The sequence below is a fragment of the Mycobacterium sp. IDUB_21 genome (assembly GCF_055419425.1).
The window spans coordinates 10,615-35,267 of record NZ_JBVAXQ010000016.1; the positions used below are offsets into that span (position 1 = coordinate 10,615).

Annotated in this window: 17 protein-coding genes; 3 read left to right on the top strand and 14 right to left on the bottom strand. The window is 70.6% G+C overall.

The window, feature by feature from the left end; genetic code table 11:
* Positions 1–234 precede the first annotated feature (234 nt).
* Entirely contained in the window at positions 235–1,083 is an 849-nt protein-coding gene (locus ACZYY4_RS20060; protein WP_463811804.1) for an RDD family protein, read from the top strand.
* 102 nt (positions 1,084–1,185) lie between these two features.
* Positions 1,186–1,989: a PadR family transcriptional regulator gene (locus ACZYY4_RS20065; protein ID WP_463811805.1), complete on the top strand. Its 804-nt coding sequence runs from the start codon at positions 1,186–1,188 to the stop codon at positions 1,987–1,989.
* Between the two features lie 3 nt (positions 1,990–1,992).
* On the opposite strand, the gene ACZYY4_RS20070 is transcribed toward ACZYY4_RS20065, so the two are convergent.
* Entirely contained in the window at positions 1,993–2,706 is a 714-nt protein-coding gene (locus ACZYY4_RS20070) for an HNH endonuclease family protein (RefSeq protein ID WP_463811806.1), read from the bottom strand.
* Between the two features lie 2 nt (positions 2,707–2,708).
* Positions 2,709–4,226, bottom strand: coding sequence for a glycerol kinase GlpK (gene glpK, locus ACZYY4_RS20075; RefSeq protein WP_463811807.1), 1,518 nt, complete (start codon positions 4,224–4,226; stop codon positions 2,709–2,711).
* 287 nt (positions 4,227–4,513) lie between these two features.
* Between glpK and ACZYY4_RS20080 the strand changes: the two genes are divergently transcribed.
* Positions 4,514–6,772, top strand: coding sequence for a DUF7159 family protein (locus ACZYY4_RS20080; RefSeq protein WP_463811808.1), 2,259 nt, complete (start codon positions 4,514–4,516; stop codon positions 6,770–6,772).
* Here ACZYY4_RS20080 and egtE read toward each other — a convergent pair.
* The 12 genes from egtE to ACZYY4_RS20140 all read right to left on the bottom strand — a co-directional run bounded on the left by egtE (position 6,766) and on the right by ACZYY4_RS20140 (position 24,397).
* Positions 6,766–7,848 carry an ergothioneine biosynthesis PLP-dependent enzyme EgtE gene (egtE, locus tag ACZYY4_RS20085; RefSeq protein ID WP_463811809.1) on the bottom strand — a complete coding sequence of 361 codons (1,083 nt, stop codon included), beginning with the start codon at positions 7,846–7,848 and terminating at the stop codon, positions 6,766–6,768. The genes ACZYY4_RS20080 and egtE overlap by 7 nt on opposite strands.
* Positions 7,845–8,843 carry an L-histidine N(alpha)-methyltransferase gene (gene egtD, locus ACZYY4_RS20090; RefSeq protein ID WP_463811810.1) on the bottom strand — a complete coding sequence of 333 codons (999 nt, stop codon included), beginning with the start codon at positions 8,841–8,843 and terminating at the stop codon, positions 7,845–7,847. Before egtD ends, egtE begins: the two co-directional genes overlap by 4 nt.
* Positions 8,843–9,541, bottom strand: a complete 699-nt coding sequence (gene egtC / locus ACZYY4_RS20095) for an ergothioneine biosynthesis protein EgtC (RefSeq protein ID WP_463811811.1) — start codon at positions 9,539–9,541, stop codon at positions 8,843–8,845. Before egtC ends, egtD begins: the two co-directional genes overlap by 1 nt.
* Positions 9,542–10,822, bottom strand: coding sequence for an ergothioneine biosynthesis protein EgtB (egtB, locus tag ACZYY4_RS20100; RefSeq protein ID WP_463811812.1), 1,281 nt, complete (start codon positions 10,820–10,822; stop codon positions 9,542–9,544).
* On the bottom strand, positions 10,819–12,105 hold the full coding sequence (gene egtA / locus ACZYY4_RS20105; RefSeq protein ID WP_463811813.1) for an ergothioneine biosynthesis glutamate--cysteine ligase EgtA: 1,287 nt from the start codon (positions 12,103–12,105) through the stop codon (positions 10,819–10,821). The genes egtB and egtA overlap by 4 nt, the downstream gene beginning before the upstream one ends.
* Positions 12,106–12,172: 67 nt before the next feature.
* Positions 12,173–12,826 (bottom strand): sensor domain-containing protein, encoded by a 654-nt coding sequence (locus tag ACZYY4_RS20110; protein ID WP_463811814.1) that lies wholly within the window; start codon positions 12,824–12,826, stop codon positions 12,173–12,175.
* A gap of 1 nt (position 12,827) precedes the next feature.
* The gene (locus ACZYY4_RS20115; RefSeq protein WP_463811815.1) at positions 12,828–13,259 is read right to left on the bottom strand and encodes an organic hydroperoxide resistance protein; all 432 of its coding nucleotides are present in this window, start codon (positions 13,257–13,259) and stop codon (positions 12,828–12,830) included.
* Between the two features lie 33 nt (positions 13,260–13,292).
* Positions 13,293–14,741, bottom strand: a complete 1,449-nt coding sequence (locus tag ACZYY4_RS20120; RefSeq protein WP_463811816.1) for a catalase — start codon at positions 14,739–14,741, stop codon at positions 13,293–13,295.
* 144 nt (positions 14,742–14,885) lie between these two features.
* Positions 14,886–15,254, bottom strand: a complete 369-nt coding sequence (locus ACZYY4_RS20125) for a hypothetical protein (protein WP_463811817.1) — start codon at positions 15,252–15,254, stop codon at positions 14,886–14,888.
* Positions 15,255–15,333: 79 nt separating this feature from the next.
* A complete protein-coding gene (locus tag ACZYY4_RS20130) occupies positions 15,334–15,681 on the bottom strand; it encodes a hypothetical protein (protein WP_463811818.1) in 348 nt (115 codons plus the stop codon).
* Positions 15,682–15,768: 87 nt separating this feature from the next.
* Positions 15,769–18,714: a PGRS repeat-containing protein gene (locus tag ACZYY4_RS20135; protein ID WP_463811819.1), complete on the bottom strand. Its 2,946-nt coding sequence runs from the start codon at positions 18,712–18,714 to the stop codon at positions 15,769–15,771.
* Entirely contained in the window at positions 18,698–24,397 is a 5,700-nt protein-coding gene (locus tag ACZYY4_RS20140) for a PGRS repeat-containing protein (protein WP_463811820.1), read from the bottom strand. The genes ACZYY4_RS20135 and ACZYY4_RS20140 overlap by 17 nt, the downstream gene beginning before the upstream one ends.
* Positions 24,398–24,653: the final 256 nt, after the last annotated feature.

Genomic DNA, 24,653 nt, shown 5'->3' on the forward strand with positions numbered 1-24,653 from the left:
AGCGAGGACTGCGAGCACGGCGGAGCCGGGCGATGCAGGTCCGCGCCATCAGACACAGCGAGGACTGCGAGCACGGCGGAGCCGGGCGAAGCAGGTCCGCGCCATCAGACACAGCGAGGACTGCGAGCACGGCGGAGCCGGGCGACGCAGGTCCGCGCCATCAGACACAGCGAGGACTGCGAGCACGGCCACGAGTTCCTCGACGCCACCGGATCGGCGGGTAGCGTCTGCTCTATGCCGAACCGCAGCCACGCGCTGGTGACCGGTGACGCCGTCGTCCTCGACATTGCGATCGCGCAGCTGCCGGTGCGAGCGGTCAGTGCACTGATCGACATCACCGTCGTGATGGTGGCTTACCTGTGTTCGATCGTGCTGTGGGCGATGACCCTGGGCCGGTTCGATGACGCCCTGACCGCTGCGATCATGATCATCTTCGCGGTGCTGCTCCTGGTCGGCTATCCGGTCACCATCGAGACCATCACCCGGGGCCGGTCGCTGGGCAAGATGGCGATGGGGCTGCGGGTGGTGTCCGACGACGGTGGCCCGGAACGCTTCCGGCAGGCGCTGTTTCGGGCACTGGCGGCGGTGGTGGAGATCTGGGCGCTGACCGGCAGCCCGGCGGTGATCTCGAGCCTGCTGTCGCCGAGCGGGAAGCGCCTCGGCGACATCTTCGCCGGCACGGTGGTGATCAGTGAACGCGGACCCGCGTCGGCGCCGCCCCCGCTGATGCCGCCCGGGCTGGCCTGGTGGGCGTCCGCGCTGCAACTGTCGGGGCTGCGGCCCGAATCAGCCGAACTGGCAAGGCAATTCCTCGGCCGCGCGGCGCAGCTCGACCCCCACACCCGGCAGATGATGGCGTACCGGATCTCCGGTGAGGTGCTGGCGCATATCTCACCGCCGCCGCCACCGGATGCCCCGCCGGAAGTGGTGCTGGCGGCGGTGCTCGCCGAGCGTCATCAACGCGAGCTGGCACGGCTGCAGGCCGGGCCTTTTTACCCGGCTGCGGGTCCGCCCTACGTCACGCCCTGGCCGCCGTCGGGAGACTCGTCGTCGAACTCGAACAGGTTCGCGCCGCCGGGCTGAACGGCGCTGATCACCAGTCCGCCCTTGCCGACCGATAGATCTCGATATATCGTTAGCGTATCGGGAGCGATCGACGCTTCCGTTCGAGAGCAAGAGGTGACAATGAATTTCCCCTTCGGTCCACCCGGTGGACCCTTCGAGGACGACCCTGAGCAGCGCGGTGGTTTCGGGTTCGGTCCCGCGACACCGCCGCATCATCGCCGAGCCGCGCACATCGCTCGCCGACAGGCGCGGCGTGAGTTCCGCAGGCAGCTGCGCGACCATGCCGCCGATAACTGCGGGCCACTCGGCTTGCATCCCGGCCACGGACCCGGCGATTCCGAGTTCGGGCCCGGTTTCGGCCCCGACTTCCGGCACGGTTTCGGTCCGGGCTTCGGTCCCGGTGGTCCCGGGTTCGGCTTCGGCCCAGGCGGTCCCGGGTTCGGCTTCGGCCCGGGTGGACACCGCGGGCACCGGCGCGGCAATCGCAGCCGGCGCGGCGACGTACGGGTCGCCATCCTGGCGCTACTGGCCGAGCGTCCGATGCACGGCTACGAGATCATCCAGCAGATCGCCGAGCGCAGCCAGCAGCTCTGGCGTCCCAGCCCGGGATCGGTCTACCCGACCCTGCAGATGCTGGTCGACGAGGGATTGATCAGCGGTAGCGAAACCGACGGCAAGAAACGGCTTTTCGAGCTGACCGAGGGCGGTCGCTCGGTCGCCGAGAAGATCGAGACCCCGCCGTGGGAGGAGATCACCGAAGGCGCCGACCCCGGACAGGTGAACCTGCGCAACTCGATAGGCCAGCTTTTCGGCGCGGTCGCGCAGGCCGGCCAGGCCGCCACGCCCGAACAGCAGCAGCGCATCGTCGACATCATCAACAGTGCCCGCAAGGAGGTCTACGGCATCCTCGGGGAGACCGAGTAGGGCTCAACAGCGGCGAAGGACCCGATGCATCGCGGTCTTCTCCTTCGCCGAAACCCAGAGTCCGTACTCGGTTTTGATCGTGACCTGACGGGCCACGAACTCGCATTCGAACGCGGCGTTCGCCGGCAGCCAGCCGGCGGCGTCGCGGAATGCCTTGTCGAAGTTGGCCTGCGCGCTCACGGCCAGCAGGTTGCGCGGGTCGTTGGCGAAGTCGCGGCGACGCCCGTCGTCCCAGGCTCGCGCGCCCTTGTACCAGGCGTCAGCCAGCGAGACCAGGTGATCAACCTGCACGGCCGCGGAAGTCTCCGGGCCCCGGGAGAATTCGATGGTCTTCCCCGAGTACGGGTCGTGCAGCACACCGCGCTGCACCAGGCAGGTACCCCGGCGCAGTTCGATCTGCATCAGGTCTCGGCGCAGGATGTCATCACGGGTATTGCAGCCGTTGTGGCCGAACTCGACATCGACGTCGTCACTCCAGCGCTCACCGAACCGGAAGCGCTTGAAGTCCTGCAACCGATCCCACCCTTTAACCGGCAGTGCGTCGAGCATCAGGCGGGCGGCGTCGTAGCCCGGATTCAACGGCGCGGCGCTCGGCGCACTGTTCGGCACTGCGCTCGGCGCAGGCGGTAACTCGTTGTGCCACCACGCCCAGCCGATTGCTGCCGCCACGACCAGCACCACCAGCGTGCCGGGCACCGCCCGCCTGCGTGCGGCCATTCTCAGGGCAACTCGACCCAGTCCAGCGTGCGCTGCACGGCTTTTCGCCACCCGGCGTAACCTTCGGCGCGCTGATCATCGGACCAGTTCGGGGTCCAGCGCTTATCCTCCCGCCAGTTGGCGCGAAGGTCGGCGGGGCTCTTCCAGAACCCGACGCCCAGCCCGGCGGCGTACGCCGCACCCAGCGCGGTGGTTTCGGCAACCACCGGCTTGACCACGTCGACGCCGAGCACATCGGCCTGGATCTGCATGCACAGGTCGTTGGCGGTGATACCACCGTCGACCTTCAAAACCCCAAGGTGCACACCGGAATCAGCCTCCATGGCCTCAGCCACATCCCGGCTCTGATAACAGATCGCCTCCAGCGTCGCCCGAGCCAGGTGCGCGTTGGTGTTGAATCGCGACAGCCCCACGATCGCTCCCCGCGCATCCGAACGCCAGTACGGAGCGAACAGCCCGGAGAAGGCCGGCACGAAATACATTCCGCCGTTGTCGGCGACCTGACGGGCCAGCGACTCCACCTGCGTGGCGCCGCTGATGATGCCCAGTTGGTCGCGCAGCCACTGCACCGCCGAACCGGTGACCGCGATCGAGCCCTCCAGTGCGTAGACGGGTTTGGCATCACCGAACTGGTAGCAGACCGTGGTCAGCAGCCCGTTGTCAGAGCGGACGATCTGCTCACCGGTGTTGAGCAGCAAGAAGTTTCCGGTGCCGTAGGTGTTCTTGGCCTCCCCCGCCGACAGGCAGACCTGCCCGACCATGGCACTCTGCTGGTCACCCAGAATGCCGGCGATCGGCACTTCGCCGCGCACCGGCCCGGTGCTGACGGTGACCGCATGTCGCCGTCGCGACGACGACGAGGTGATGCGCGGCAGCATCGCCCGCGGGATCGAGAACAGCGCCAGCAGTTCGTCGTCCCAGTCCAGGGTCTCCAGGTTCATCAACATGGTGCGGCTGGCGTTGGTGACGTCGGTCAGGTGCTCCCCGCCGCGCGGGCCGCCGGTCAGGTTCCACAGCACCCAGCTATCGCAGGTGCCGAACAAGGCATCGCCGCGTTCGGCGTCAGCGCGCACGCCGTCGACGTTGTCCAGAATCCACTGCAGCTTGCCGCCGGAGAAGTACGTGGCAGGCGGCAGTCCCGCCTTGCGCCGGATCACCTCGCCGTGGCCGTCCCGCTCCAGGGCGGCGGCGATGTGGTCGGTCCGGGTGTCCTGCCAGACGATCGCATTGTGATACGGCTGACCGGTGTTCTTGTTCCACACCACCGTCGTCTCGCGCTGGTTGGCGATGCCCATGGCCGCCAGGTCGGAGGCGTGCAGCTTGGTGGTGTTCAGCGCTGATACCAGCACCGCCGCGGTGTGGTTCCACAGTTCGAACGGGTCATGTTCCACCCAGCCGGCCCGCGGCAGGATCTGTTCGTGTTCGAGCTGGTGACGGCCCACTGCGGCGCCGTCGTGATCGAAGATGATGCAGCGGGTGCTGGTGGTGCCCTGGTCGATCGACGCGACGAAATCGCCCAAGTCTGACTCCTGTCCACGGTCGGTGCAGCGTCCATCATGGCCCACCCGGCCCGGATCGGGCGGCGCTACGCCGCGGAGCGACTGCATTGTGATCGAGGCGCATCCAGAAAATTAGACAGTCTTCACGAAGCCATCAGTCAGTATTTATTCGCACAATCGCATATTTCCATGTGTCACCGGTAGATGTCGTATTGGTGAACAAACGGTGTCGGTCGGATCGTCGAAGCCGTCTGACGCCCTCGTCGCCGTAGTCGGCACGTGCAGGTCAAAACTGAATCGGAGAAGCAATGGACGTCGTTCTCGGTGTGGCACTTGCCTCAAGCCCGCCCGCCACCATCCACACCGTGCTGGTGGGCGGTGAGAGCGGGGACGGCGTCATCCTGGAAACGCACAGCTTCGATGTGCCGACCGGCAACACCACCGATTTCACCTCCGTCGACGCGCTGATCGCGGCGATCCTGCAGGCTCGCGACGCTGCCGGCACCGCCGGGTATCACCTGGTTTCAACCGGGTTGACCGTGACCGACCCGCTTGATGCCGCCGCGGTGAGTTCGCGGCTGGCGGCCGGCGGCCGCGATGACCTCAACGACATCGTCTTGGTCTCCCCCGATCTGGCGGCCGCGAGCCTGGCCCGCAACCTGGGCCAGACAATCGGTTGTGAACGTATGGGCCTGCTGTCGGTCGGGGCGGCAGACGCGACACTTGCCGTGGTCGACTGCGTCGACGGCTCGATCACCCGGATTTTCCGTCAGGTTCTGGACCACGGCGATGCCACCGCCGCTCTCGACTCCGTGGCCCAGCAGCTCAACACCCCCGAGACCTGCCCCGACGGCCTGTTTCTGGTCTGCACCGCGGCCAACTCGAGCACGATCAGGCCGCGACTGGAGGCGACGTTCGGGTCCGAGGTGTGTGAGCCCGCGGAGCCACCGGTGGCCTTGGCCCGCGGCGCTGCCATGGCCTCGACCCGGGTGACGAGGGCTGTCGAGTCTTCGACCGCAGCGCTGGCCTACGCCCAGGAAGCCGACTCCGGTGCCATCTCCCCCGGCTACTACGACATCCCCGCCTTCGATGACGGCGATCTGGCTTACAGTGCGGTTCCCGACGACGAGGCCGACACCGCAACCGAACTCATCCACCCTGCGGGCCCGCCGGCCCGGCGTCCGCTGCTGGTTGCCGGTGCGGTTTTGGCGTCCGCCACGTTCGCCGCGGCCTCGGCGCTGATGGTGTCGATGGCGCTGGATATCACGCCCAATCTGATCGCGTTGCGGCCGGAAATCGGTCGGGTGCTGAGTTTTCCACTCACACCGCCGAAGCTGCAGGAACCGGCCTTGCAGCCGTACGTCGACCCACCGCCGGCGATGAGTCAGCCGGACATCCTGCCGCTGCCTCCGCTGGAAGTCCCGCCGGCGGCGCCTGTGTCGGTTCCGATTCCGCCGCCGCCCGACGTGTCGGTGCGCCCGGTGTTCGGCCCGCCGTTGCATATGCCGGCGCCGGCGGCGCCCGTCGCAACCCCGTTCATCTTCACCCCGGCTCCGCTTCCGGTGCACCGCTCGGCGCCCGCGATCAGTCGGCCGGTCGCATCGGGTCTGCCCGATCTGTCATTCCTGCTCGGGCTGCCTGCGAAGCTGCCGGCCGTGCCCCCACCGCCCAGCACGATGCCTGCGCCGCCGCTGGAGATTCCGACCCCGCCGGTGGTCAAGCCGGATCCGCCGATCGTCAAACCGCAGCCACCGGTGGAGATTCCGACCCCACCCGTGGTCAAGCCGCAACCACCGGTGATCAAACCGATCCCCCCGATCGTCAAACCCAACCCACCTGTGGAGATCCCGGCCCTGCCGGTGGTCAAGCCGCAGCCACCGGTCGTCAATCCCAGCCCGCCGGTGATCAAGCCGATTCCGCCGGTCGTCAAGCCCAACCCTCCAGTGATCAAGCCGAATCCGCCGGTGCAGATCCCGACCTTGCCGGTGGTCAAGCCGGATCCGCCGATCCAGCTCCCCGACGCTCCGATCAAGCTGCCCGACCCACCGGCCGTCAGCCCCAATCCGCCGTTCCAGCTGCCGGGTCTGCCGATCTCGCCGCCGAATTCGGCTCCGCCGGCCGTTCTTCCGCAGGCGCCGGTAATCCCGTCACTGCCGGCCCCCAATGCGCCGGCGATCCCGTCGCTGCCGGCCCCCAAGGCGCCAACGATCCCGGTGTTCAACCCGCCCGGCCTGCCGAGCCTGCCGACGCCCAATTCTCCTGCACTGCCATCGCTTCCGGCACCCAAGACACCGGCACTCCCGTCATTTCCGGCTCCCAGTGGGCCGGCCATGCCCAACCTCGGGGGCGGCTCCGGGGGCGGGATCTTCGGCGGCAAACCCGGCGGCGGCATCTTCGGCGGCAATCCGGGTGGCGGCATCTTCGGCGGCAAGCCCGGCGGCGGGATCTTCGGCGGCAATCCGGGCGGCGGTCTCTTCGGCGGAGGTCACAGCGGCGGGGGCCTGTTCGGCGGTGGCGGCGGCGGAGGCCTGCTCGGGGGTGGCGGCGGGGGGCTGTTCGGTCACTGAGCGGCGGTCACGGCCACCAATGCCTCGGCGAAGGCCGTCAAGTCCGTCTCGGTGGTGTCGGCGTGCGGTGATATCCGCAGCACGGGCGCGGTCAGCTCCAGCGGTGCGCGCTCGACACCGGCCGCGGTCGTGACAATCCGGTGCTTCCAGATCAAGCCGAAGCGCACCGCCACCGGGTCCGCACCGGCCACCGGCGCCAGGGTGGTGATGGCGCTCGGCTCGTCGACCGGCTCGACCACCCGCCAGCCCGGCAATCCCGCCAGCGCCCGTCGGCTCAGCGAGCCCACGTCGACCAATCGGGCCCGCACCGCCGTCGGCCCGGCCGCCAGATACTCACCCAAAGCGACGGACAAACCCACCTGTGCAGCGACATTCACGTCACCCGGGTCCGGTTCAGGCGCTAGTCCGCTAGCCAGCTCAGGCCGTACCGCCAGTGTCCCCACGCCACGCGGACCGGCCAGCCACTTGCGTGAGGATGAATAGACGGCGTCGGCGCCGACGGCGCAGTCGATCTGGCCCAGCGCCTGGGCGGCGTCGACCACCAGCGGGACGCCGGCTGCCGCGCACACCCGGGCCATGCCGGCCAGCGGCTGCACCAGTCCCCGGTGGCTGCTGACCGGGGTCAGGTGCACCAGGCCCGGCGGGTCGGCGGCGAGCGTGGCCGCCGCCACCTCGAGGACCAGCCGCCCGGTTCCGTCGACCGGCAGCATCCGCCGGGTGAAGCCGTGCGCCGCCATGACCGCCAGGTTGGGCCCGTACTCCCCGGGCAGGCAGGCCAGCGTGCGGTCGGCGGCGGGCCACCGGGACAGCAGCAGATCCAGCGCATTCCGCGACCCGGTGGTGAATGCCACGTCGGCGGCGGCCATGCCGGTGAGGACCGCGAACGCCGCTCGGGCGGCGTCGAGCACCGGCGCGGCGGCCTCGGCGGCGACGTAGCCGCCGACTTCGGCTTCGTGGCGGGCGTGCCGGGCGGCGGCGTCCATGGCGGCGTAGCTCTGCCGCGAGCAGGCGGCGCTGTCCAAATGCAGCCCGGCGACCGGCGGACGCGCCGCGCGCCAGGCGTCGGCGAGGCTCATTTGATGGCGAGGGACACGCCGAAATCACCAGCCGCGTCCGTCCACCACCGCCGCCGGCGCAGCCCTGCGGCGGCCAACTCGGCGGCCACCTGCTCCGGCCGGAACTTGCAGGATACCTCGGTGAGCATCTCCTCCCCGGCCGCGAAGTCGACAGCCAGGTCCAGCGCCCCGATCACGACGTGCTGAGCGTGACTGGCCCGCAGCCACATCTCGATGCGCTGATCCGTCGCGTTCCAGCGCGCCACATGGGCAAACGCGTCCAGGTCGAAGTTCGCCCCCAGCTCCCGGTTGACCACGGCGAGCACGTTGCGATTGAAAGCGGCTGTGACGCCTGCGGCGTCGTCGTAAGCACGTACCAGCCGTGCGGTGTCCTTGACCAGATCGGTGCCCAGCAACAGGCCGTCACCATCGCCCATCACCGCGGCAAGGCTCGCCAGGAACTCAGCGCGCGGCGCGCCGGTCAGGTTGCCGATCGTGGAACCGAGGAACACGAACAGCCGTCTGCCCCCCGCGGGGATCTCAGCAAGATGGTGCTCGAAATCCCCGCAGACGGCATGCACCTGCACCCCGGGGTAGTCCTGCGCGACGGCCTCCCCCGCCATCTCCAACACCCCGGCGTCGACGTCGAACGGGACGAATCGGTGCAGCGTACCCGTGCCCTGCAGAGCGTCCAGCAACATCCGGGTCTTGGCCGAGGTGCCGCTGCCCAACTCGACCAGGGTGTCCGCGCCGGACAGCGCCGCCACCTCCGCAGAGTGGTCACGCAGGATCTCCGCCTCGGCGCGGGTCGGATAGTACTCGGGCAGCCGGGTGATCTGATCGAACAGCTTGCTGCCGGTGTCGTCGTAGAACCATTTGGGCGGCAACGATTTCGGATGCTGCCGCAGGCCGTATCTGACGTCGTCGCACAGCGCGGTGCGGGCAGCGTCGGCCGCCAGGTGGTTGGACAGCGAGACCGTGCCGGATGCAGCACCGACCGTATCGAACCCCATCATCAACTTCCTTCCAATGCGGTGACACTGACCTCGCCGTCATGGACGTCGACCAGGTGCCGGTCGGGTATGTCCACCCAGCGGGGGTCGTCGTCGTAGGGTTCGCTGGCCAGCACCACGCCGTCGGCGCCGTGCAGCATCGACAGGGTGTCCCCCCAGGTGGTGGCCAGCATTCGGGAACCGTTGGCGGCCACAATGTTCAGCCGCGCTTGCCGATCAGCCGAGCCGACCTCGGCGATCACGTCACCGAGCGACTCCACCCCTCGTTCGAAGATGGTCGAGGCCAGAATCGCGCTGTCGCATATGGATTCGGCCCCCGCGCACGTGGGCAGCACCTCGACGTTCACCACGCCGTTGTGTGACAGTAGCCAGTCTCCGTCGGTGAACGGCGCGGTGGCGCTCGCCTCGATCGGCATGCCGACCGTTGCCGAGCGCACCGCGGCCACCACACAATGACTCGACAACGCCGGCGCCACCGACGCGAACGAGGTGTCGCCCCACAGTGGCGAGGCACTGCGCCAGCGCCGTGGAACATCACCTCCCGAGACGTCGAAAAACCCGGCGCCCCAACCGTCGGCGTTGAGCAGCCCGTGCCGCTGTCGGCGCGGAGCATAGGACTGCACCAGCAGACCGCTCGGCGGTTCCAGGATCAACTCGGCCAGCGAACGCGGCCTGCCCAGCCAGCCCAGGTGCCGGCACATTCAGACGTCCCAGGCCAGTCGGACACCGGCGAAGATCTGCCGCCGGTAGGGGTGGTCCCAGTTGCGAAAGCTCGGCCGCAGGATCTCGGGCGCGACCGCCCACGATCCGCCGCGCAGCACCCGGTAGTCGCCGCCGAAGAATGGTTCCGAATAGCGTTGGTAGATCATCGGCGCGAAGCCCGGCCACGGTCGCAGCGGTGAACTCGTCCACTCCCAGACGTCGCCGAGCAGCTGTTCGGCCCCGTACGCCGACGCGCCGTTGGGGTACGCCCCGATCGGAGCCGGACGCAGTGCCGCTCCGCCGAGGTTGGCCAGCTCGGCTGATGGCTCCGCACAGCCCCACGGTTGGCGGCGTCGCCTACCGGCGACCGGGTCCCACGCGCAGGCCTTCTCCCATTCGATCTCGGTGGGCAGCCGAGCACCCGCCCAGGCCGCGTACGCCTGCGCCTCGAAGTAGCTGACGTGTTGCACCGGTTCGTGGTCGGGAAGGTCCTCCTCGCGGCCGAACCGGGTCCGGGAGAAGTGGTCTGGGCTCCAGAACTGCGGTGCGGTCAACTCGGCCTGCACCCGGTGGTTCCATCCGCGCTCGCTCCACCACCGGGGTTGGCGGTAGCCGCCGTCGTCGATGAACGCCCGCCATTCGCGGTTGGTCACCGGCACCCGACCGATCCGGAATGCCGCTACCTCGGCGCGGTGCGCCGGCCGCTCGTTGTCGAGCGCGAACGGCTCATCCATGATGTCGACGCCGAGCACGAATTCCCCGCCGGGCACCAGCACGGAGGTTCCGGCCAGTTCGGGCCGACCGGCCGGCAGCGGGTGCCCCGCATCGAGCAGGGGTGCGCCGGTGCGCAGGTTCAGCGCCTGCAGCATGGTCTCGTCGTGCTGGTGTTCATGACTGAGCACCAGTCCGAACACGAAACCGGCCGCAGCATCGTCGGGCAGCGCGTCCAGTTCGTCGAGCACCTTGGAACGCACTGTGGCGCAATATTTCCGGGCTTGCTCCGGTGCCAGCAGCGGCAGTTCGGCGCGGTTGGCCCGCGGATGGATGAAGGCGTCGTAGAGGCCCTCGACATCCGCCGGAAGCATCGACGGCCGGGCCGGATCCCCGCCCCGCAGCAGCCACAGCTCCTCCTGCTGACCGATGTGGGCCAGGTCCCACACCAAGGGACTCATCAGCGGGTCATATTGGCGGTGCAGTTCGCTGTCGTCGAAGTCGACCAGCGCCAGGGTGCGGTCCCGTGCCCGGGCCAAGTCGCGGGACAGCGTGTCGGCTCTGCTCACGACTGCCTTCGCGCCAGCCGGGCCACCATCGCGGCGACACCGGTCTTCGCCGCCTCGTCGGCGACATCGTCGGCCGGGCAGCGCGCCTGTTCGACCATCCCGACCAGCCGGTCCATCCCGTCGCGCAAGGACGCCGGCGCCTGATCGGCCACCAACCCCACGCACCGACGGGCGGCCGTGTGCAGGCGCGGGTCGGCCAGGCCGGTCCGGGCGGCGACGTCCCAGGCGGTCGCGACGGGTTCGACGGCTTCGGCGGCGGCGCCGGCGGTGGCCGGGTCGTCGAGCAGGGTCACCAGGGTGAAGACGATCGCCGGCCAGAGCGCGTCGCCGACACTGTCGAGGTAGCGGATCTCCAGCCACCCGCGTGGGCGTACCGGCGGGAACAACGTGGTCAGGTGGTAGTCGAGATCGCCGACCCCGGCGCGGCGGCCGCCCAGCAACACCCGCCCGTCGGCCCAGTCGGCGAACGGCACGTAGCGGCTGACCGGGATGGCCTCCGGGGCCTGTACCAGCATCACCGGCGCCTTCAGCGCGTACCGCGCCCAGTCCGAAGCGGGGTCGGTGCCGTCAAGGCCGAGAACGGGGCCGCAGCGCGCGGAGTCCAACCGGCTCCACACCCGTTGCCGGGTGGAACGCCAGCCGGAGAATTCCCCGCCCAACAGCGGGGAGTTGGCGGCGATCGCGACCATCGTCGGGCCCAGCGCATGTGCCAGCCACACCCGCTCCGCCCAGCCGGACCGCGGACCGGCGTCCAGGTTGAGTTGGACCGACGCCGTCGACGTCATCATCGCCGCACCGGCCGAGCCGGTGTGACTGGCGGCGAAGAACTGCTCCATCGCGGCGTAGCGCGCGCCGGGATTGACCCGATTCGCCGGACGCAGCGGATCGGCGCCCAGCAGCACCAGGCCCAACCCCGCCTCGGCGAACGCCGACCGCAGCACCGCTTGATCGGCGGCCATCGCCTCGATCGCGGCGACCGCACCCATCACAGGTGGGCTGGATAGCTCCACCGCACCGCCGGGTTCCACGGTGACCCTGCTGCCGCCCGGCAACGCCGGCGGGGACTGCAGCACGTCGCCGATCTCGGCCCAACTCGGGCGGCGGAGCGGATCGGCCGGATCGAAGCAGTGCGCCTCGATCTCCAGGCCCACCCGGCCCAGCGGCGCGTCGGTCAGGCAGCGGTCGGCGATGTATTCGGCGGCGTCCAGGGCGCCGGACAGTTCAACGTCGCCGGGGCAAGGCTCATCGGCGCGGGACAGTTGTGTCGCCGCGGCGAGCGCCATAGATCAACCCCTCCGCCTAATCGATCTTCTCGACGCTACCGGAGTCCTCCGACAAAATGACTCCCGTTTACTGGCCCAGGGAGTTCTGCATCGCCCCGGCCAGCACATTCACCGCCGGCCCGGCATTGCCGGACTGGCAGGCCTTGGCCTGCAACAACACGTTCGCCCGCAGCCGCGTCTGGTTGAAACAGCGCCGGTCGGTGCCGGCCTCCTGTTTGGTCCAGGCGGCGTCGGCTGCGGCGGCCGGCCCGCCCTCGAACGCCCACACCTGCGTGGTGCCGTCGTCCAGGTGCATCGCGGTGGTGCGCCCCGAGCACCCGGCGGTGCGGTCGGTGATCCGGTGGAAGGCCGCAGCGGCAGCGTCGTCGGTGGCGAACACCCCCACCGCCTGTTTGACGAAGTGCGTCTGGTCGGCGGCCGAGGTCTGGGTGACGGCACTGTTGAACGAAGCCAGGTCGGGATCGTTGTAGACCTCGGGCAGGCCGATGTCGGCCCAGTTGTTGCAGGCCGGGTCATCGACCCAGAACGCCTGGAACGGCTGGCCGGACACCGCCTCGAAGCCCATCGGCGCTCCGACGATGTTGCCGACCGACCCTTTCGGCAGCACCGCGTAGGACACCACGCCCGGTTCGGAGGGCCGTGCCGCGACGGCCGGGGCGACCGCAGTGCCCCCGGCGGCCAGACCCAGGCCCGCCGCCACCAACGCCGCGGCGGCCCGCACGTTAAACCTTCGCCGAAACGGTGAAGTCGGTGTTGCCGCGGGTGGCTCTCGAGTACGGGCACACCTCGTGGGCCTGCGCCATGAGATCGTCGGCGATGGCCTGTGACACACCCGGCAGATGCCCGATGATGGTTCCGGTCAGGCCGAACTCTTCGGTGGCGACGTCCTTGCCCAGAGCAACCTGGATGGTGACGTCGGTGGCATCGTCGAGCGCGACGGCGGACCGGCGCGCCACCAGCCGCAGCGCGCCCAGGAAACACGCGGCGTAACCGGCGGAGAACAGTTCCTCGGGGTTGGTGCCCTCACCGGTGCCGCCCAGCTCACGGGGCGGGCGGGTGTCCATGTCGATGCGGCCGGTCGCGGAGCGGACGTGGCCGTCCCGGCCACCGCCGGTCGCGGTCGACTCGGTGGCGAAAACGATGTTGATACTCATGGACTCGATCATGCCAGGCCGGCGGCCCGACCGTCAGGCAAGGTTGGCCCGCACCCCGGCCTCCACGGCGCGCCCCAGATCCGGGTCGACGTTGTGCCAGTACTCGAACACCCGCGACAGCACCGGCTCGCGTACGCCCGCCGAGACGTGCCCAATGATGTTGGCGGCCAGTCGTTCCCGCTCATCTTCACCGAGGACGTGACGGACCAGAGTTCCGGCTTGGCCGAAGTCGTCGTCGTCCTCGCGCAGCGTGTATGCCGCGCGCACCATGTCTCCGTCGGCGTGCCAGCGCACTTCGGCCGCGCGGGCCGGGTCGGCTTTGGGACCGCCCTCCGAGTTCGGCGCATACACCGGGTCCGTCGTGTTGCGGAATCGCATGGCGCCGTCCTTGGAGTAGCTGTGCACGTCAACCTTGGGTGTGTTGACCGGCAGTTGGCTGTAGTTCGTCCCGATCCGGGCGCGGTGGGCATCGGCGTAGGCGAACCCGCGGGCCAGCAGCATCTTGTCCGGGCTCAGGCCGGTGCCGGGCACCATGTTGTTGGGCTGGAACGCAGACTGCTCGATCTCGGCGTGGTAGTCGCTGACGTTGCGGTCCAGCGTCAGCTTGCCGACATCGATCAGCGGGTAGTCGCCATGCGGCCACACCTTGGTCAGATCAAATGGGTTGTACCGGTAGGTCTTCGCCTCCTCGAACGGCATGATCTGCATCTTCAGCGTCCAACTCGGATACTCACCGCGCTCGATCGCCTCATACAGGTCCCGCTGGTGGTAGTCGGCGTCGGCGCCGGCCAACCGGTCGGCCTCCTCCTGGGGGAGGAAGTCGTTACCTTGATCGGTGATGAAGTGGTATTTGACCCAGAAGATCTCACCGGCGGCGTTGATCCAGCTGTAGGTGTGGCTGGAGTAGCCGTTCATGTGGCGCCAGTTCTTCGGGATGCCCCGATCCCCCATCAACCAGGTGACCTGGTGGGCCGACTCCGGCGAGAGGCTCCAGAAGTCCCACTGCATGTTGTGGTCGCGCAGGTTGCTGGCCGCGAGGCGCTTCTGGGAGCGGATGAAATGCTGGAATTTCATCGGGTCGCGCATGAAGAAGACCGGGGTGTTGTTGCCGACCATGTCGAAGTTGCCTTCAGACGTGTAGAACTTCGTCGCGAAGCCGCGCGGGTCCCGCCAGGTGTCTGGACTGCCCCGTTCGCCGGCGACGGTGGAGAACCTGGTCAGCGTCTCGGTTTTGGCGCCCGGCGCAAATACCGCGGCCCTGGTGTACCTGCTGACGTCCGCGGTGACCTCGAAATGCCCGAATGCCCCGCCGCCCTTGGCATGCGGCTGACGTTCCGGGGTGCGCTCCCGGTTGAACATCGCCATCTGCTCGATCAGGTAGTGGTCCTGCAGCAGGATGGGGCCATCCGGGCCGACCGTCAGCGACTTGTCGTCACTGGGCGCCGGAATGCCGGCATCGGTGGTGGTGTGGTGTTCGGTCATCGGTCTGTCTCCTTTTGACTCGAAGCGCTTGGCTCAAAGCCTTTGGGCTCAGAGCGGTTGACTCAGAGCGCCCGCGAGTGTGCGGTTTCATTCGCGTCAGCGGCAGAACCCGTATGAAACCGCACACTCGACGGCTCTCGCGGATTACCGGTGCGGCGGGGCGGCCGGCGGCGCCGGATGCGCCGGGGCCGGTGGTGGCGGCCCGCCCGGGCCACCCGGACCGTTACCCGGACCGGCGGGCCGGAAACCGGGCCAACCCGGTTCGTTGCCCGGACCGGCAGGCCCGAAGCCCGGGCCCATCGCCGGACCGTGATGCATCATGCACGGCCCGTGATGGTGCCCGTGCCAACCGCCATCCTTGAGGTAGGCGCCTGCGCAGAAGAGCACCGCGGCGATGAAGACGGTTCCGGCGACGATCACCACCCACGCGGCGGCCTGGTACAGCCGATTCGGCTTGGCCTGCGGCGGTGGCGGCGGCGGTGACGTCGGCTGGGGTACTGGTGTTTCGGTCATTCGCCCAATCATGCCTGAGAACCACGCCAGCCGCCGCCCTTCTCCGAGGGCGGCGACTGGTTGCTCGTGACCGGACTGGTTATCGGCCCGGCTTGGGCGCCGGGAGCTGGCTGACCGACGGCGGAACCTCGCTGGGTCCCGGGCTTTCCGCACCCGGCGGAGGAGCCATCGGGCCGGGCCCGCGCTGGGGACCCTGGTGGAACCCGTTCTGGAACATCGCGTGGTGGCCGTGATGCCCGTGATGGCAGTGATGCCCGCGCGGGCCTCCCTTGCCGGCCCAGACGCCGGCGAAGAAGATCGACGAGACGATGAAGACGATCCCGGCGACGATGGCGACCCAGGCGGCGAATCGGTAGACCCAGTACGGCTTGGGCTCGACCGGGCCGGGCGGCGCCGAGGTGGTGGTGGTTTCAGGTGTTTCGCTCATGGTTGACATGGTGCGCAGCCAAACTCCCGACACCGCTAGGTCTTGGCTATGCGTCGGCTATGAGCCACGGCGCGGGAATCTGCCGGGTCAGGGCCCGGAGCCGTCGGCCCCCGCCCCGGTGGCCCCGTCACCGCCGGGGCCACCGTTGCCGCCGCGGCCCAGGTTGCCGCCCGCGCCGCCGTTGCCACCGTTTCCGCCGCCTCCGGTCGGGTTGTCGGCCCCGGCGCCACCGTTGCCGCCATCGCCGCCAGGCCCGTACGGGTCAGCCCCCGGGCTGCCGTCGGGGGACGTGACGGTGCCATCTCCGTTGGCGCCTGCCGATCCGCCGGCCCCACCGAAGCTCGAGTCGCCACCGGCGCCACCGTCGCCACCGGCACCCACCATCCCGCCGGAACCGGCCACCCCGACGACACCGCCGGCACCGTCGCCGCCATCGCCGCCCAGGGCGCCGCCGCCACCGAGGCCACCACTGCCGCCGATTCCATCCACGCCGGTCGTGGCTCCCGGTGCGGTAGCCGAGCCGCCGGCGCCACCGCGGCCACCATCGCCCCCGACGCCCGCCGCGCCGGCATCGGTGCCGGCTTGTCCTGCACCCTCGTCGGTCCCCGCTACACCGTCCGCACCATCGATTCCAGCACCGGCGTTTCCACCCTGGGCGCCGTCGCCGCCGCTGCCGGCATCGCCACCGTTGCCGAGGTTCGCACCGCCGGAGCCACCGTTGCCCCCGGCGCCGCCGTTGCCGCCGTTGTCGCCCGGAGTCGCCGGCGCGCCGTCTGATCCGGCGGTACCGCTCCCGCCGTCACCACCGACACCGCCGTCGCCGTAGGCGCCGCCGCTGCCACCGTTGCCACCGGCACCGCCGTTGGTACCGGGCGGTGCGGCCGGGTCCGTCGACGCGTCATAGCCGTCGCCGCCGTCGCCACCGTTGCCGACCGCGGTTGTCGGGGTGGGTGCCGAGCCGGCAGCCCCGCCGGCCGCGACAGTCGTCCCGTCCCCGCTGGCTCCTCCGGCGCCGCCCGCCCCGCCCGCGCCCACGTTGCCGCCGGAACCGCCATCCCCGCCGGCGCCGAGGCCGCCGCCGGAACCGGCCACGTCGTAATCGCCGTCGGCGCCGTCACCGCCGTTGCCCGGGGTGCCCCCCACGCCACCGGTCCCGCCGGTGCCGCCGTCCCCGCTCAAGCCAGAATTCCCGGAGCCACCCGCGGCGACCGCGCCGCCGGCCCCGCCTGTGCCGCCGGTTCCACCGCGGCCGCCCGTACCGCCGGACCCGCCGTCCTGACCTTGTCCGCCCGGAACGGTCGCGTTCGCCCCGTCCGCGCCGGCCCCGCCGCCACCGCCGGTTCCGCCGGCACCGCCCGTACCGCCGGCACCGCCGTCGCCGGCAACGGAGCCACCGAGGCCGCCGGTCCCTCCTGTTCCGCCGGTGCTCCCGATCGACCCCGCCTCGCCGGCGCCACCTGCGGTGGTGGTGTCGGCTCCATCAGCCCCCGGCCCGCCGTTGCCGCCCGTCCCGCCCGCGCCGCCGTTGCCGTGGTCTCCGCCGTTGCCCCCGTTGCCACCCGTGCCGCCCGAAGCGTTCACGGCCGTGGCGTGGTATCCGGTCCCGCCGATGCCGCCGTTGCCGCCCAACGGCGAGGTGCCGCTGCTCCCGGTCTCGCCGGCGATGCCGGTTCCGGCCAGCCCGCCGGTGCCCGCAGCACCGCCGCCGCCACCGGCGCCGATCGCGCCCGAGTCACCACCGTCACCACCGGTGCCGCCGGTCAGGGTGGCAGCGTTGCCACCGGCGCCGTCCCCACCGTCGCCACCCACACCTGCGCGGCCACCGGCGCCACCGGTTCCGCCGTCGCCGTTGCCACCCGCCCGGCCGGAGATGCTGCCGCCGGCTCCACCGGCACCGCCGGTACCGCCGAGCCCACCGGCAGCACCATTGCCGCCGTTGCCGCCCGCGGTGCCGGTTCCGTCGTCGACGCCGCTCTGGCCGGTCAGTCCCGTCCCGCCGGCTCCACCGGCGCCCCCGAGGCCGCCGACGCCACCCGCTCCGCCGGCGCCGCCCACCCCGAAGAGGATGCCGCCGTTACCACCGGGGCCACCGTTGCCGGCTCGACCACCTGCGCTCCCGTCGCCGCCGATCCCGCCCGCCGTGGCGGCCGGGTTCCCGGCAGCACCGGCTGCGCCGTTCCCGCCGACACCACCGTTGCCGCCGTTGCCCGACGCACCGATGGCGAACAGGTCGACGGGGGGATTGCTGGCACTGTTGCCACCGGCCCCACCATTGCCGCCCACACCGCCGTTGACGGTGAGGATGCCGTTACCGCCGGCGCCGCCGTCGCCGCCATTGCCCCACCACTCACCGCCGTGGCCACCGTTGCCGCCGGCAGCGCCGGCACCGCCGGAACCTCCGTCGCCGCCGTTGCCGATCCCGCCGGTGTTGCCACCGTTTCCACCGGCCACACCCGGGAGGTCGGAGTTCCAGCCGGCGCCACCGTCACCGAAGAACAGGCCGCCCATTTCGCCGTCGGGGTCATCCGCAGACGTCCCGTCGGTGCCGTCACAGATCAGGCCGCACGCACCCATCGGCGCGGTCAGCGGGGCGAACCACTGGTTGATCTGGGCGTCAACCTGCATACCGAACGGGCTGTTGATCCAGTTCTCCAGCGTCGTGTGCAGCGGCAGGTAGAAGTAGGTCTGCCACGCCTCGGCGAACCAGTCGCCGGAGGCGGCCATCGACCCGGGATCCGCGGCGGCCAGGCCGGTGTTCGCCGCGTCGTCGAGACCGGCGGGGCCCACCAGGTCCACCAGCCAGCCGAACTCGTCGGCCCGCACTGTCGGCGCGACGAGCAGCGAAACCGGCTGCGTCATACCGAAAGCCAGGAAAGCGCCCACCGCCGTTCCCATTCCGAGCAGACGGCCGCGGTGTTCCCGGGTACGGCGCCTACCGGTCATCTCGTTACCCCGTATCTGCGTGGTGACCGGGGCAACCGAGGTCAGCACCGCCCAGTCGATGAGTTCTGTCCGGTTAGCCGGGTGAACCATCCTGTCCCTGACCCCCGGCACCGTTACCGCCGCTACCGCCGTCGCCGCCGAGCCCGAAGACACCGCCGTTACCGCCATTGCCGCCGTTGCCGCCGACGCCGCCGGAAGCCGTATTGGTGGCGCCCGCGCCGCCCTGCCCGCCGTTGCCGGACGGCAGCGGCGCCGGCAATGCACCGTTACCGCCGTTGCCGCCGGGGGTGAGACCGGTACCACCGGTGCCGCCGGCTCCGCCGAGAACACCGTTGCCACCGTCGCCGCCATTGCCGCCATTGCCGTTACTGCCGGTGAACGTGCCGGCGGCGCCGTCGCCGCCGTCGCCACCGATGGCCCCGGCGCCGCCCTTACCGCCGGTGCTGCCGGAGCCCTGGGTACCCGCGGTGCTGCCCGCGGTGGAGCCGCCGGCGGCGCCATTGCCGCCGTTGCCACCCTGGCCAGCCGCGCCCGCGCTACCGCCGTCGCCGCCGGCGCCGAGCCCGCCGTTCGAGCCGGCCACACCGGTCACCCCGGTCGCACCGTCGCCGCCGGAACCGGCATTGCCGCCGATGCCGCCCTGACCGCCGGAACCGCCGTTGCCGTTGCTGCCGACGGTGCTTCCGGTTCCGGCATTTCCACCGATGCCACCTGAGCCACCAAGCCCACCGGACCCGCCGGCACTGCCGCCTTGACCGGCGCCGGAGGCGATTCCCGAAGTTCCCGCGGTGCCGTTGTAGCCCGCTCCGCCGTCGCCACCCAGACCGCCGCTGCCACCGGAGCCGGCATTGCCACCGGTACCCGTCGCGGCCTGGGCGCCGGTGCCGGCGAGTTCCTTGCCACCCACGCCGCCGTTGCCGCCCGTGCCGCCGGAACCACCCTGCCCGCCATTGCCGCCGCCTGTGCCGGCGACCGTGCTGGAGGTGCCGGCCGCGCCATTGGCGCCTATGCCGCCGCCGCCACCGGTGGCGCCGTTGCCACCGAGACCGCCGGAACCGGCAGCACCCGAGGTGGAACCACCATTACCGCCGGAACCACCGTTGCCCCCGGAACCACCACTGCCCCCGGCAGCACCATCACCGGAAGCCGCCACCACCCCGGCATTGTCGACACCCGCGGTACCCGAACCACCCGCACCACCGTTGCCGCCCTTACCGATATTGCCGCCATCACCACCACTGCCACCGTTACCACCCGAAACACCAGGCGCAGCACCACTAGTCGACGGGTCATACCCAGCACCACCGCCACCACCATTGCCCGCCGGACCCGACACACCCGCACCGGCATTGCCCACCGTGCCGCCATTACCGCCGGCCGCACCCGCAGCACCACCCTGCGACGAATCACCACCGTTGCCACCATCACCACCACCACCGGAATTACCCGAACTGTTGAGCTGACCGGCCAGACCCTGCGCGCCCGCGCCACCATCACCACCGGTGGCCCCAGCCCCGCCATCACCGCCATGACCACCAAGACCGACCCCACCGGTGTTGCCGCTCCCACCGGCGGCCACCCCACCCCCGGCACCGCCGTTGCCCCCGGCGCCACCGTTACCGGCCGCACCCGCGCTACCACCATTGCCACCATCACCGCTGCCGCTATTGGCGAACGAACCGGCCAAACCGGCCGCACCCGCACCGGCAGCCCCACCATCGGCACCCGAGCCCCCGGCACCACCGACGCCGCCATTACCGGAAGTCGAACCACCCAGGCCACCGGCACCACCGTTGCCACCCGACCCGCCACCGGTACCCGACGTGCCGGCATCACCGGCCACCGTCGCCGCAACACCAGCCGCACCCGCAGTGCCCGAACCACCCACACCGCCCGCGCCGCCCTGGCCGATATTGCCGCCATTACCACCACTGCCACCGTTGCCACCCGAAACACCAGCCCCAGCACCAGAATTAGCCGCCGACGGGTCATAACCAGCACCACCAACACCACCATTGCCCGCCGGACCCGACACACCCGCACCAGAGTTACCGGTGTTCGCCGACCCGCTGCCGTCACCGTTGGCGCCGCCGCTGCCACCGGTGCCTCCCTGAGACGAATCACCACCATTGCCGCCGTTGCCGCCGGCACCCGATGCGCCTTCGGAACCGGCGACTCCCGCGGCGCCGGCCGCTCCGGCACCGCCGTTGCCGCCCTTGGCCGCATCACCACCGTCACCACCGACTCCACCGGATCCATCGGTTCCGGCCGCTGCTCCCGACGTCGACCCGCCGGCGCCGCCGGCCCCGCCCTGGCCACCGGAACCGGCCGAACCGGCACCACCACCGTTGCCGCCACCGCCCAGGCTGCCGCCGGTGTCCGAACCACCCGCCACGCCCGAGACTCCACCGGTACCCGCGGCACCGCCACCGGCGTTGCCGCCGCCACCGCCGGCACCACCGGAAGCACCATTTCCGTTGGCGCCCACCGTTCCTGCGGCACCGGATGTGACCGTACCCGCGGCCCCACCGTTGCCACCCGTACCACCGGATCCGCCCGCGCCGCCGGTGCCGCCATTACCACCGGACGCACCATTGGTCAGTGCCGAATTGTCGGTGCCGGCGGCGCCTATGCCGCCGCCGCCACCGGTGGCGCCGTTGCCACCGAGACCGCCGGAACCGGCAGCACCCGAGGTGGAACCACCATTACCGCCGGAACCACCGTTGCCCCCGGAACCACCACTGCCCCCGGCAGCACCATCACCGGAAGCCGCCACCACCCCGGCATTGTCGACACCCGCGGTACCCGAACCACCCGCACCACCGTTGCCGCCCTTACCGATATTGCCGCCATCACCACCACTGCCACCGTTACCACCCGAAACACCAGGCGCAGCACCACTAGTCGACGGGTCATACCCAGCACCACCGCCACCACCATTGCCCGCCGGACCCGACACACCCGCACCAGAATTACCGGCACTGCCGCCATTACCGCCGGCCGCACCCGCAGCACCACCCTGCGACGAATCACCACCGTTGCCACCATCACCACCACCACCGGAATTACCCGAACTGTTGAGCTGACCGGCCAGACCCTGCGCGCCCGCGCCACCATCACCACCGGTGGCCCCAGCACCACCATCACCGCCATTGCCGCCAATACCATTACCCCCGGCAATGCCACCGCCACCGGAAGCCACCCCACCCCCGGCACCGCCGTTGCCCCCGCCACCACCAGCGCCGGCCGCACCCGCGCTACCACCATTGCCACCATCACCGCTGCCGCTATTGGCGAACGAACCGGCCAAACCGGCCGCACCCGCACCGGCAGCCCCACCATCGGCACCCGAACCGCCGGCACCACCGACGCCGCCATTACCGGAAGTCGAACCACCCAGACCACCAGCACCACCGTTGCCACCCGACCCGCCACCGGTACCCGACGTGCCGGCATCACCGGCCACCGTCGCCGCAACACCAGCCGCACCCGCAGTGCCCGAACCACCCACACCGCCCGCGCCGCCCTGGCCGATATTGCCGCCATTACCACCACTGCCACCGTTGCCACCCGAAACACCAGCCCCAGCACCAGAATTGGCCGCCGACGGGTCATAACCAGCACCACCAACACCACCATTGCCCGCCGGACCCGACACACCCGCACCAGAGTTACCGGTGCCGCCTGCCGATCCCGCGGTGCCCGTGCCACCGGTACCGGCCGCACCGCCGCCGCCGGCGCCGCCTCCGCTGACACCGGAATCCCCACCGTTACCGCCATTGCCGCCGGCACCGAGCGCACCACCGGACCCGGCCACCCCGGCTACTCCGGCCGCTCCCGCACCACCGGTACCGCCCTTGGCCCCGTTGCCGCCATCACCGCCGGCACCGCCGGACCCGTTGTTGCCACCGGAACCGCCGGCGGTGCTGCCACCGCCGCCGCCGGCACCGCCGTGGCCGCCGCCCCCGGCGTTGCCCGCCGCGCCGCCGTTGCCGCCTGCCCCGTTCTGGAATGCGAACGTCGTATCGCCCTGAGCGCCGTCGCCGCCGGCTCCGGCCGTGCCACCGCCACCTCCCTCACCGCCGTTGCCGCCGTTTCCGTTGGCGCCGACCGTGCTGTGGGCGCCGGTGCCCGCGTTGCCTCCGGCGCCGCCGGAACCGCCCTCACCACCGGTCCCGCCCTGGCCGCCGACCTGCCCGTCCGCACCGGCGGTTGCGCCCGCCAAGCCGGCGAAGCCGGAGCCACCCGCACCGCCGTTGCCGCCGAGACCGCCGCCACCGGCATTGCCGGCCGTCCCGGGCGCGCCCGCATCGAGGCTTTGCTGGTTGCCGGTCCAGTTGCCGCCATTACCGCCCTGCCCCCCGCCGCCGCCGGCACCACCATTGCCGCCGACACCGGTGAGGCTGCCGGTACCACCGGCGCCACCATTGCCGCCGTAGCCGCCGACGGCGCCATCACCGGCCGCCCAACCGCCGTTGCCGCCGTTGCCGCCGGACCCACCGCTGCCACCGGCGCCGCCATCCCCACCGTCACCGGCCAATTCAGCGGCAGCGCCGCCCATCCCGCCGCTTCCGCCGGTGGGCGCACCAGAGGTGAGTCCGGCCGCGAACATCTGGATCCCCGCCCCGCCCGCGTTGCCCGGAGTTCCCTGACCGAAGTTGTAACCATGGCCGCCGTTGCCGCCGTTGCCGCCGCCGAGGTCGAGTTCGCCTGTGGCGCCGTCGGACCCGGTGTGGCCGGTCGCGCTCAGACCACCAACACCGGCCGCACCCCCAACACCGCCCTGACCACCCAGCCCCGGATTGGCGCCACCACCACCGGCACCACCATCAACATTCGAACCGATCCCCGCAGCACCATCACCACCATTGCCCCCAGCACCGGACCGCCCACCATCACCGCCGGCGCCGCCGTCACCATTGACCCCTGCGCTGCCCCAACCAGCCACCTGGCCCCCGGCACCACCGGCACCGCCATTGCCACCGGAACCACCATTGCCGCCCAACCCCGCATCACCACCGGCACCACCACCGACCGCAAACGACGCATCCCCGGCGACACCATCACCCCCGACACCCCCAGCACCACCCACACCACCGTTGCCACCAGCGGCCCCACTGCCACCAACACCGAACAACCGCGACGTACTGCTACCCCCAGCACCCCCAGCACCACCATGGCCACCCGAATCACCCAAGCCCCCGACACCACCGGCCACACCAACCGCACCCACGGCCCCCACGCCGCCATCACCACCCACACCACCGTCGCCACCACCGGCAAACAACCAGCCCACCCCGGCACCACCGGCACCCCCAGCACCGCCGGTGACATCGACATCACCGACACCCCCAGCACCCCCAGCACCACCGGAACCCATAAACGAGCCACCCACACCACCATCACCACCAGCTAGACCCGCACCACCAGCCCCGCCGGCACCACCATCGCCGAACCACCCCGCAGCGCCACCATCACCACCAGCGACACCACTCAACGAACCGGCATAACCCGACCCGCCATCACCCAACAACCAGCCGGCGGCACCACCATCAGGAGACTCCGCCGTCCCAACCGCACCATCACCAATCGCATAGGACCCCAGCAGCGCATTGATGACCCCATTGACCTCCAACCCCAACGACGAGTTGATCCACCCCTCAACACCCTCATGCCACGGCACATACACAGACTCCTCAAACCACGGTCCCCAATCAGCCGACCCCCAATCCGAGGACTCCACCGCCGACCCCACCGGCGCGAACAAATCCATCAACCAATCCACATCACCCCCATCCGCACGAGCCACACCACCCAACGGCCCCAACCCCAACGCCAAAAACGCACCCACCACCGAACCCGCACCAACCACCCGCCGACAACCCCGACCCCGACCCTGACCCACACGCCGCCCACGAGCCATCGCGATTGCCTCCTGCTTCGAGCTGAAAAGTCACTGAAATGACCCTTAATAAACGTCAAGCTAGCCGACCACGGGGGGAATTTTATGAAGTTCGTCACTTATTTTC